Raw genomic sequence first — 10,720 nt, forward strand, 5'->3', positions numbered from 1 at the left:
CCGGTGTAGGGGGCATGGCGGGGGGCGCTTATGCCGGGGCATACGCCTACAACACTGGCGGCAGCATTCCCTGGGGAATTGCCAATGGTGCGCTTTGGGGCGCTGGCGGCAATGTCCTAGCCGAGGGTCTCAGTGTAGTTGGCAGCCAGGTGGTGGCAAAGCTCACCGGGCGTTCTAGCATTGCTAAACCCGATATCGTTTCGGATAGTGGACCGGAGTCGGTCTCGTCTGCCAGTAAAGAAGAGATTCCGGTCTCAACTGGCAAGGCAGACCAAATAAGGAGGCCCTATGCGCATCTGGAAGATCCTCCAAATGTTGCGCCTGGCAAGAAGCCAACGAACAAGCAGAGAATGATCATTGATAAGGAAAACAGGAGGATGAACGGTGGAGTTTTGCGATCAGACAAGAGTGGAATAGAGCTAATTCCGGCGAAGAAAAGCAAGAAGGGCGTTACTCCCCCGAGAAATGAAGCTCACATCGATCATATCGATCCGGTTAATCCGGCCGACAGAACAAAAGATTCAGGATCTAATAGCTATAAAAATATTCAGCTTATTGCTGGGTTTGAGAACATAGAAAAATAAAATAAATAGGTGCCAACATGGACGAATGGAAATTCGAAGATCCAAAAAATTTGGCCGTTATATCAACCGGAAAAATATTTAGGGGCGTCGGCTGGATTGCCTATGCTTCACATGATGCCGATGATGAGTCGTGGCAATTTTACGGCGATGAAGCTGAAGTTGATCACGATGACCTAATTTTGGTGGGTTTGTTCGAGGTGGTAGAGCTTGATAACACGGTTGCGCAATTGGCGGACTTGCCTTTGGGCTGGCATGCTCGGCGCGATACAAAAAGCTCCCCATGGAGGCGGAGCAAAAAGCCTCCCGAGCCTCCAGAAATGGAGTTGAGTTAGGTCTGTCGTCCTATGGTTGAACAAGGCGCAAAATCTTCGTTGATCTGGATCAGGAGGAATTGTACGCGCAGCAACGCAAGTCGAAGATTGGCTGGCAATGGCGCTTGGCAACTTGCGATCCGGCAGAGCGCGAAGCGCTTGGAATCCAAGCCCGACAGGACAGGCTTTTCTGGGAGGAAAAAACAGAATGCAAAATTTTTCGTGTCCATCGATAGCAAGGCTTTGGCCAAATATCTCGTAGAGCAAGACTCGCCAAATGTAGCCAGCCCCGAAGCAAGAGCCTGGGCGCGAAACTGTCTAAAAGATCGATAATGCGAGCGAGCCGCATGGCAGAATTGCTCGCAGATTGCGGGTCGGGTAATTCGAAAAATTACGGTGACAGTGCACTCTTGTCGGCCTCACCCATGTGACTGGGGCTAACCTTCCGACGCGCCCCGCCGCAAAATCAGACCCTTTTCACAGCCTCGCTTTCGCGGGGCTTTTTTCATGGAGCAAGCCTTATGGCCCGACCTGCAACCGCCGCCGTTCGCCTGTTGACCGGGGAACGCGAACCCGTGCGCCTGGCGACGACCGCGAACCTGGAGACGATCGACATCGACGGCGTTGCCTGGATCCAGGGCCTCAAAATGGTCGACGGCGTCCAGACAGCGACCGGCGACCGGGTGCTGGTCAAGGACCAGGCGGACGCCAGGCTGAACGGCATCTATACGGCGTCGGAAGGCTACTGGTATCGCGCCGCCGATGCACGCACGGGGCGCACCATGCAGAAGGGGACGACGGTGCATGTCCAGGAGGGCACGGTTTCGGCTGATTCCGTCTTCGCCTTCCAGACGCCGAACCCTGTGATCGGCACCGACGACATTGTGCTGTCGTTCTACCAGTCCGACGACACCGTCGGCGATATCCAGGCAGCCACGCAAGGCATCATCGACCAGGCCCAGGCTGCGGCGGATGTGGCGACGGGCGCCATGACGACGGTGATCGATCCGCAATTTGCGATCAAGGCGACGGCGGAGGCCTATTCGCCGGCGGTTGCGCCGGATTATATCAGGACTGCCGGCTATTCGCAGGTCGGCGACGGCCAAGCCCTCTACAGGAAGAATGGCACCATTTCGCCGGGCGGGGGCGGTCTGGCGATCACGCTGCAAGGCGGAGCGAGAGCCGGCTTCGACATCATCAACGCACCGAGGTCGAAGGAGATCAACATTCGCGCGGCGGGCGCCGACACGGCAGCCGGCAACAACAGGACCGCGATCGTCAACGCCATTGCTGCCGCCGGGCAGGGCAGGCTGATCATCCCGGCTGGCGCATTTTCGCTTGCCGGCAATATCGACATTCCGCAGGGGCTGACGGTCGAGTTTGACGACAAGGCGCTTCTACAGCGCACCGAGGACGTCACGCACCTATTCAACCTGAAGGGCGACAACCGCATCATCGCTCCAAAGGTCAACGGCGCCTGGAATCATGTCGCGGCTCCGAACGGCTTTGGCGTCTTCAACATCAGCGGCATTTCAGGCGTCATGATCGAGCATAGCACGCTCACCGGTACGCAAGGCGATCACTACCGCATTGCCGATTCCAACTGGGTCTACATCGACGACGCCAGGGGCGACACGGCGCGCAACATCGTTACCATCAACGACGAGGTTTCCGGCACAAGTCACGTCTTTGTCCGTCGTGCTCGCGTGAGCGCCTATTTGAACGGCTTCGATGCGGAGAGCGATGACGACTGGCCAGTGAGCGATATCGAGGTGGATATCGACTGGACGCAGCTGGGCAGCGTCCAGCTTGGCGCGGCCGTCGCCTTCACCCGCAACGCAGCGCCCGCCGGATCAGTGTTGAAGTACAAACGCCTTCGCATCAGTGCCAAGTCCAGGGATGGCCTTTATGGTCTGGTGCTGCGAGGGGCCAAGGATATCGAGGTGCGCAGCCTGGTGACGGAAGGCGTGCAGCAAGGCATTCGCGCCGGCACCGGTCATCATATCGAAGATCTTCGCCTGCTGTCGTTCGACATCCAGGCGACGCATCAGGGGATCTATATCGAAACCCCGGCCGGGCAACAGATCTCGCGTGGCGTCAGGATTGGCGCCGGCCGCATCTTTGGGTTTACCCAGGCCGATGCCTACGGCGTCTTCAGCGCGGCGGATGAAACCATTGTGTCGGCCGACACGCTTGTCGACATGGGCGGCGCAGCGGCGTCCATCGGCGTTCGATTGAACGGCGACATGTCGCAAACCCATGCAGGCATCGCGGATGCGCGATCGTCCTATGTCGCCTTGTCGACACTATCGGGCGAACGGCAGAGGGCGACGGGTGGCCTTTTCAAGGCGACGACCGGCAGTGTCGTCAACGATGTGAAAATCAGCGGATCCTCGCCAAACGTCGAGGTGCGGGGCAACATCTACTCCGGCACGGCGACGGGAAAGCCAACCGATGACGGATCGCACATTGCGCTGATTGAAGGAAACCGGGGCGGCGATCTTTTCAAGGGCTATAAATCGACGCCGGACGCAACGCCCGTTCTTATGGTCTTCGAAGCCGGAAACAGCTTTGTTCCGATCAGGCCCGGGCAAGGCGCGAAGTTCACCGCCGATGTCGCTGCCCGCCGCACGGATGGTTCAGCGTCGACCAGCGCCGGCTATGTGTTCGCCGGTGTGATCCGCAACACAGGCGGAACCCTGGCGGTCGAAGGTGCGATCACCAAAACGGTGATCGGCGAATATGCGACCGACGCCGCTTCACTCGACGCCTCCGTCGCCGTGGGGGCTTCCGGAATTGAGGTGACCGTTACCGGCGTCGCGGCAAAGACCTATGGCTGGAACGCCGTTGTGCGGATTCAGGAGGTTTGATGCTGCATGGAAGCTCGACGCTGCCAATGCCATCACAATCGCAGTTGATATCTGCCGGCTGATCCAAAGGCCTGCCTCCTCTATCTCAAGACCAAAATCTCTTTTCAGCCTCGCTTCGCGGGGCTTTTTTCATGGAGCACGCCAGCATGGCCCGATCTTCAGCCGCCGCCGTTCGCCTTCTGACCGGCGAGCGCGAACCCGTTCGTCTGGCGACGACCGCCAGCATTGCGTTTTTCGGCCTTCAGACCATCGACGGGGTGGCGACGGAGGTGGGCGACCGCGTGCTGGTCAAGGACCAGGCCGACCAGGCGCAGAACGGTATCTATACGGTAAGCGAAGGTCGATGGTTCCGCGCCGCCGATGCCCGCACCGGGCGCGCCATGCAGAAGGGAACGACGGTGCATGTCCAGCAGGGCAACGCCTCGGCCGATTTCGTCTTCGCCTTCCAGACGCTGAACCCTGTGATCGGCACCGACGACATTGTGCTGTCGTTCTACCAGTCCGACGACACAGTCGGGGATATCCAGGCAGCCGCGCAAGGCATCATCGACCAGGCCCAGGCCGCTGCGGACGTAGCGACGGGCGCCATGACAACCGTGCTCGATCCGCAATTCGCGACCAAGGCGACGGCGGAGGCATTTTCCCCACCGATAGCACCCACATACATCCGCACCGCCTTCTACGACAGCTCTCAGGTGGCAGGCAGTGGCGCTGTGTACCGCAAGAATGGAACGAATGTCGGGGATTTGGTGATCATGCTGAGCGATGGCATGACGAAGACAGGCTATACGCTCGCCTCGACCCCGGTGACGGCATCAATGCTCGGGGCGCGTGGTAACGGTACAAATGCCACGGCTGCTATCAGTGCACTGCTCGCGGGCAGCTATCCGCATGTGCTGATTGACGGCTCCTACCAGACCGACGGCAACCATACGATCTCGACAGCGAAGAAGCGCGTCGAATGCCTGGGCGGCTCTGCCCTGATCCTGCGCGCGCCAGTCGGTGCCGTTACCGGCCACCATCCCGTCATCGATATCGCTGCCGATGACGTCCTGATAGACGGGGACCTCACGATTGATGGTGGATCACATGCCGGCTACCAGGCTTCTATCGGTATTCGCGTCGGCCTCTCCACTGGTGCACGCCGGAAGCGGCCGACAATCCGCGGCGTGAAAGTCCGCAATCTCGGCCTTGCCGGTGTGATGGCGCTCTGTGTCGACAGCCCGACGATTGAGGACATTGACGGCTATAACATCGTCACGCCAACCGGCGGCGAGTTTGGCGACACGGTTTACGTGGCCGGCGTCCGCAAGCCGATCGTGCGCAACATCCGGTCGGCGAAGTGCAAACGCGACGGTGTCGTGTTGACCTATACGGGGAATCTAAACACCACCGACGTGTTGGTCGACGGGGTTTTCGCCGATGCACATCTCGACAGCCCCTCCGCCGGTGTCTGGGTGGAGATGACCGGTGCGCGAGATCCGCGAGGGATCATAACTAACGTGGTGGCGAATGACTGTCTGATTGGCGTAGCTGCGACTGACGCCAACAGCGAGATCGTCATTTCGAATGTCAAGGCAATCGGCAACCGGCTCTCCGGTAGTTCTGCCGGTAACGTCTTCGGCGTTCAGATTCAGTCGGGCCGGCTCGATAACTGGTACATCGATCGCTACAACACAGCCCTGCAATTGGAACCAAACGGCGAATATCAGTTCGCCCTCAGCTCGCAAGTTGGATCGTTTGCGATTAGCGAAACGGTCAGCGGCGGCACCTCTGGCTCGACCGGAACCCTGCGGTTCCAACATTTTGAAATCGTCATTACCGGTTCAACCCTCGACTATGAACTCGGTGAGACGGTGACAGGCGGTTCATCCGGCGCGACGGGCATCTTGGTCGACTTCTTTGCCAACGTGCTGAGGGTCTTGCCGATAAGCGGAACGTTTCAGGCCGCTGAAACAATCACTGGAGGCACCTCTGCGATTGCCAAAACGGCAAACAGCGCGACCCAGCGCATCTATGTGCGCGGTTCGGCCGGCATCTTTCGGGCTGGCGAGACTATCACGGGCGGAACGTCAGGTGCCACAGCCGTAATCGCCGCGCCCTACCAGACGCCACTTGCGATCGGCCCGGGCACGTTGATGAACTGCTCGACCGACGCCATTGTCGTTGCGAACGTAGTGACACCGGCGAGCCTTAGCCTTTCTGGCATCAGGGGAAACACCCAGTCGCATGGCGTCCGGTTCAATCTTTCGGTGGGCCAACGGCTGCGCAAAGCCAGTCTCAGGGACATCGCCCTGAAGAACCCGACCTCCATTGGCGTTGCCTTTCGGGTAACCACCGGCGGCGCGATAGACGAAATGCTGGTCGATGGCTTTGACATGACGGAATGGGTTGGCGATGGCACCGGCAGTTCCATCACGGCCGGCACCGTGACCAGGTTTATTGGCGGCAACAATCCCGGCCTGCAGGGGACGTCGAGTGTGCCGATCAATCTGAGCGTTAACACAACGCTGTCCGGGCTTCACAACCGGGCACTCTGCCACAACAACAGCGCCGGCGCGACGTGCACACATACGCTGCCGCCTGCCGTGCCTGGCCTTCGGATCGGCTTTGCCGGGGTACACGCAACCCATGTCATGAACATCGAGCCCAACGGGACGGACACGATCAAGGGCGGCGGTGCAGGCAAATATCTCATTCTCGATCCCGGCGAGCGTGTAACCCTGGAGGCATACGCAACGGGCTCATGGGTGGTCAGCGCGACAGTCGGTTGGGCGGGCGATTTCGAGTTGTGACTTTGTCGTTGTGAATGACCGAATCGCCTAGGTTGCTTTTTTGATCCAAATAGTCGAACGAAAGATATGGTCCTCGCTCTGTGGTCAATGGTGGCCGTGACCACCTTTATACTTGTGGCCCGCCACAATCGGGTTTCTGTTGTAGCGATTGGCTATATCGGCCTTCTTGCTTATTCGGTGCCCGCGCTGATTGGCTTCACGCGGCCTGTGAGCGCGAAAGGATTGGTGCCATATCTTGAGCCGGCGTCGTCGGAAGCAATTCTGGTGATGGTCGCTGCTTGGCTAGGGTTCGGGTTGGCGCTGCTGCTGATGCCTTCGTCTGTGGGCGGCAGGCGTCCCCCTTGTTACCAACTGCACCCGATGCGGGTCATCTGGTTCATTCGGTGCGCGCTGATCATTTCTTTAGCCTGCTATGCATGGATGGCAAACAGGGCTGGACTTGAGTGGTACGCGATGGAGCGTGCCGACATCTATGACGCCGTCGGTGGGCTCATTTCCATCGTGTGGCGTTGGGTCAGCGGCATCGGTCTTCTGGCATCAATCTATTTCGATAGGCCATGGGGTCGCGGCGCTCGTATTTATCAAGCCATCTTTGCGTTAATGGTCGCACTTAATGCGATCGCGGGTGATCGGACGGTCCCGGTGATCTTGGCAATGGCGTTTGCCATCGTGTTATTGTGGGAGTGGCCGATAACGAAGGCGGCCCTGCATTGGAAGGCATGGGCGATCGGGCTGGCGACGCTTGCGATCATCTTCTTTATGAAGCCCTTCTATCTGGCCTACAAACGCGACCTGCCGTTTGGCAGGATGCTGACAGGCGGTTCTGATCCGATGGCTATGGTGGCCTCCTGGGAAGCCTTCGGCACTCATGAAAACATCGAAGGGCTGATTAGGAGTAGCACGACCTATCCATGGTGGAACACGGTTCGCGATACCTTGGCGCAACTGCTAATTCAGCCGTCGGCCTTCGGCTTCGACAGCACTGGGTTCAACACGGTGCTCCAGACCCAGATATTTTCACAGGCGTTGTACGGCTTGGCTGGTACATTCTGGGGGCAGGCGTGGGCGATTGGCGGTATTCCCGTTGTGATCGTATTTGGGTTGATCTATGGCGGAGCGTTGGTGGCGTTGCATCATGCTTCGCTCAAAAGTAAGGGTATGTGGTTCTTCTTCTGGATCATCCTCGGCAGCGTGATTGGGGTCTATGCGCACCGGAATGCCTTGGAGAATGTTCTTGCGCAGGCACGGCAGCCATTCGTCGGTTTCGTGACGATTCAGGTCTTGGTGTGGGTACTGCTCTTCGGGCGCTTCCATACCAGCATTCCGGCTGTTCCGATTGTGGGTCGAGACTACGGCAAATGAACTGACGTTGAGCGGCGCCTTGGGGGAGGCAAATGAATGGTGGAGCAGGTATATCTCGATCGGCAGCATGATCGTCTTGTATTCATCGACCAACCAGCCGACGAAGGATTCTGGGACGATCGTTGGGCGCAATCCCTAACAGCAACGGACATTCGGAAAAAGAGCGTCTTTGTCCAGCATGTTACCCGAAAGTATTTAAGCCCGCCTGATCGAGTGATTGATGCAGGCTGCGGTGTGGCAAACACAGTCTTTGGGCTCCATCACGCCGGGTTCGAGGCATACGGACTAGACTTTGCCCCCGTAACCATCGCTAGAATCAAGAAGCACGCCCCCGAACTTAATATCGTTCTCGGCGACGTGCGAGAAATGCCATTCGAGGATGCCTTTTTCGAAGGGGTGTGGTCCTTAGGGGTGATCGAACATTTCAAGGATGGTTACGCATCGATCATCGAGGAGGTACGCCGAGTGCTGAAACCTGGCGGACTCCTTTTCCTAACTGTCCCCAGCGTGTCGCCATTGAGGCGTCTAAAGATGCGGCTCGGTCGATACGAAGATGTGAGTGCCGCGGACATGGCTCGATTTTACCAATTTGCCTTCACCCCGAACGACACAATTAGAACGATCAGCGGGATGGGGTTCCGGCTTTTGGAAAGTCGGTCCAGGGGCGGATATCTGGGGTTGATGCGGGAAAGCAATTTGTTCAAGCGCCTGCTTGAACCATTGTATGAGAGCCGGTCGCGACCGATGGTGACCTTACGACGCGCGATCGACTTAGTGATCAGTCCAGTATCGTTTCACACAAAGCTGTTCGTCTTCAAAAAGAACTAGCTGAAACTGAATTTTCGAACTCCGACCTCAGTTACTTGTATCCAGCACGAGTTGTCGCGGCGCTTCGACTGAAGTCCTGTTGATCATTTCCGCAGCGTCAACGCGCCGAAGACTCATTCATTGATCTTTATCCTGACGGAGCTTCTCATCGATGTCTCTCAGGCTTTTGTTGTACGCTCGCGTCTCTCGCCGCACCCCTATCGTGGCAATAACTACCCACGCGATAGAGAAGGCGCCGATGAGGACTCCTAAAACTAAATGTCTTATGTCAGGCATATGTGCTTTTGCGCGTCCTAGGTGCGTCAATGACTTACCGAGCGCACGATTCTCTTGCCGATACTCAGAATTTTAAGTCTGTATCTGCCAACTTGGCGAATGATATCCAGAATCATAATCGCCCGCGCCAAGCCTAACCTCCACCCGGCGAACATACCAAAAATCAAAAACTGAACAACTGCCCGGAAGGGCGGAAAGGAAACACCATGGACCGCAACTTCGCGCGGGCGCTTGCGCTTGTTCTCAAATCGGAAGGCGGGTGGTCGGACCATCTGGCCGATCCTGGCGGCGCCACCATGAAGGGCGTGACGCTTGCCAGCTTCCGCCGCTATGTGAAGGCGGGCGCGACAAAGGCGGATCTGCGCGCGATCAGCGACGCGCAGGTCGCCACCGTCTATCGCCGCTTCTACTGGGACGCTGTGCTCGGCGCCGAGTTGCCCGATGGCGTCGATCACGCGGTATTCGATTTCGCCGTCAACAGCGGGCCTGGCCGGGCGGCCAAATATCTGCAGGCGGCCGTCGGCGTTGCGCAGGACGGCCGGATCGGACCGGTCACCGTCGCGGCGGCCAAGGCAAAGCCGGCCGGTGTGACCATCGATGCACTTTGCGATGCGCGGCTGGCGTTCCTGAAGCGGTTGCCGACATGGGCAACATTCGGGCGCGGCTGGTCGGATCGGGTCAGGTCGGTGCGGGTTCAGGCCCTGCTGATGTCGGCGCAGCGCCCCGCCGCACCGGTGACCGCGGCGGCGCCGCCCAGGGTCGAAACATCGGCCAATGGGGCGCCGTCGGTTCGTCTCGAGCAGCCGACGCCCGGCGGCAAGACGGCTGCCGTGGCCGGCCTCCTCGTTCTCATGGCCGGAGCGCTCGCGGCCGTCCGGCATCAGATCGCCGATTTTTTCGGAAGCCTGTTTCGATGACATGGTTCAACACCAATGCGCTGCACAATCTCCTCAACACGCTGATCGCCATCATCTGCGGCGGCGCGCTCGCCGGCTTTGACTGGACGCTGCTCGGCGTGAGCGACCGCACCGCCCTTCAGATCAGCGGCGCCATTGCCCTTGCCAAGATCATCATCAACGCGGTGCGTGACGGGCCGCGCGGCATGGTCGCGCCGGCCAAGGAGACATGAGATGGGAACACTCGCTTTCGCGCTGCTTGGCCAGGCCTGGCCGTATCTTCTGGCAATGGGCGCCGCGCTCGCCGGTGTCTGGACGGCCTACGCCAAGGGCAAGGCCAACCAGAAGGCCAGGCAGGATGCCGCCGACGCCGCGGCGCGCACCGAAGCCCAGGAGATCGACGATGCCGTCGCCGGCCGGGCGCCGGACGACAACAGAGGGAGGCTGGCCAGATGGTCAAAATCATAGCGCTCTCGCTCCTGCTGGCCGGCTGCACCACATCAGGCGGATCGTTCTGCGCGGCCGGGCATCCCATCCGGCCGACAAGGGCAGAGGCGGCGGCCCTTTCCGACGCGTCGGTGGCGGCGATCCTGGCTCACAACGAAAAGGGTCAGAAATTTTGCGGCTGGAGGCCATGATGAACGATCTTTTCGACCTGCTCGGCATCAAGGGACCGGTCGTGGCGGCGGGTCTCGCCGGCGGCGTTCTGCGCGCGCTGTCGCGGCATCGCTACAAGCTGCGCGAAATGGTGGCCTCGCCGATCTGCGGCGCGCTTGCGGCGGCTTATCTGACGCTGCC

General features: G+C 59.2%; 9 protein-coding genes. All 9 read left to right on the forward strand.

The window, feature by feature from the left end; all coding sequences use genetic code 11:
- The coding region (locus tag EN949_RS35980; RefSeq protein ID WP_164782562.1) for an HNH endonuclease signature motif containing protein at window positions 1-584 on the forward strand (584 nt) is incomplete at its 5' end.
- Window positions 585-601: 17 nt separating this feature from the next.
- Window positions 602-916 (forward strand): hypothetical protein, encoded by a 315-nt coding sequence (locus EN949_RS28030; RefSeq protein WP_127371848.1) that lies wholly within the window; start codon window positions 602-604, stop codon window positions 914-916.
- A 500-nt stretch (window positions 917-1,416) separates the two neighbouring features.
- Window positions 1,417-3,765 carry a hypothetical protein gene (locus EN949_RS35985; protein ID WP_164754915.1) on the forward strand — a complete coding sequence of 783 codons (2,349 nt, stop codon included), beginning with the start codon at window positions 1,417-1,419 and terminating at the stop codon, window positions 3,763-3,765.
- Between the two features lie 131 nt (window positions 3,766-3,896).
- On the forward strand, window positions 3,897-6,560 hold the full coding sequence (locus EN949_RS28040) for a hypothetical protein (RefSeq protein ID WP_164754913.1): 2,664 nt from the start codon (window positions 3,897-3,899) through the stop codon (window positions 6,558-6,560).
- Window positions 6,561-6,626: 66 nt separating this feature from the next.
- Window positions 6,627-7,922: a hypothetical protein gene (locus tag EN949_RS28045; protein ID WP_063168560.1), complete on the forward strand. Its 1,296-nt coding sequence runs from the start codon at window positions 6,627-6,629 to the stop codon at window positions 7,920-7,922.
- Between the two features lie 36 nt (window positions 7,923-7,958).
- On the forward strand, window positions 7,959-8,750 hold the full coding sequence (locus tag EN949_RS28050; RefSeq protein WP_063168559.1) for a class I SAM-dependent methyltransferase: 792 nt from the start codon (window positions 7,959-7,961) through the stop codon (window positions 8,748-8,750).
- A 482-nt stretch (window positions 8,751-9,232) separates the two neighbouring features.
- Complete coding sequence (locus tag EN949_RS28055; RefSeq protein ID WP_063168558.1) at window positions 9,233-9,943, forward strand: glycosyl hydrolase 108 family protein; 711 nt, start codon at window positions 9,233-9,235, stop codon at window positions 9,941-9,943.
- Entirely contained in the window at window positions 9,940-10,155 is a 216-nt protein-coding gene (locus EN949_RS28060; protein WP_063168557.1) for a hypothetical protein, read from the forward strand. Before EN949_RS28055 ends, EN949_RS28060 begins: the two co-directional genes overlap by 4 nt.
- 1 nt (window position 10,156) lies before the next feature.
- Window positions 10,157-10,390: a phage-related exported protein gene (locus EN949_RS28065; protein WP_013530787.1), complete on the forward strand. Its 234-nt coding sequence runs from the start codon at window positions 10,157-10,159 to the stop codon at window positions 10,388-10,390.
- Window positions 10,391-10,720 lie beyond the last annotated feature (330 nt).

The organism is Mesorhizobium sp. M7A.F.Ca.US.007.01.2.1 (assembly GCF_003998165.1).
GTDB classification, from domain to species: domain Bacteria; phylum Pseudomonadota; class Alphaproteobacteria; order Rhizobiales; family Rhizobiaceae; genus Mesorhizobium; species Mesorhizobium ciceri.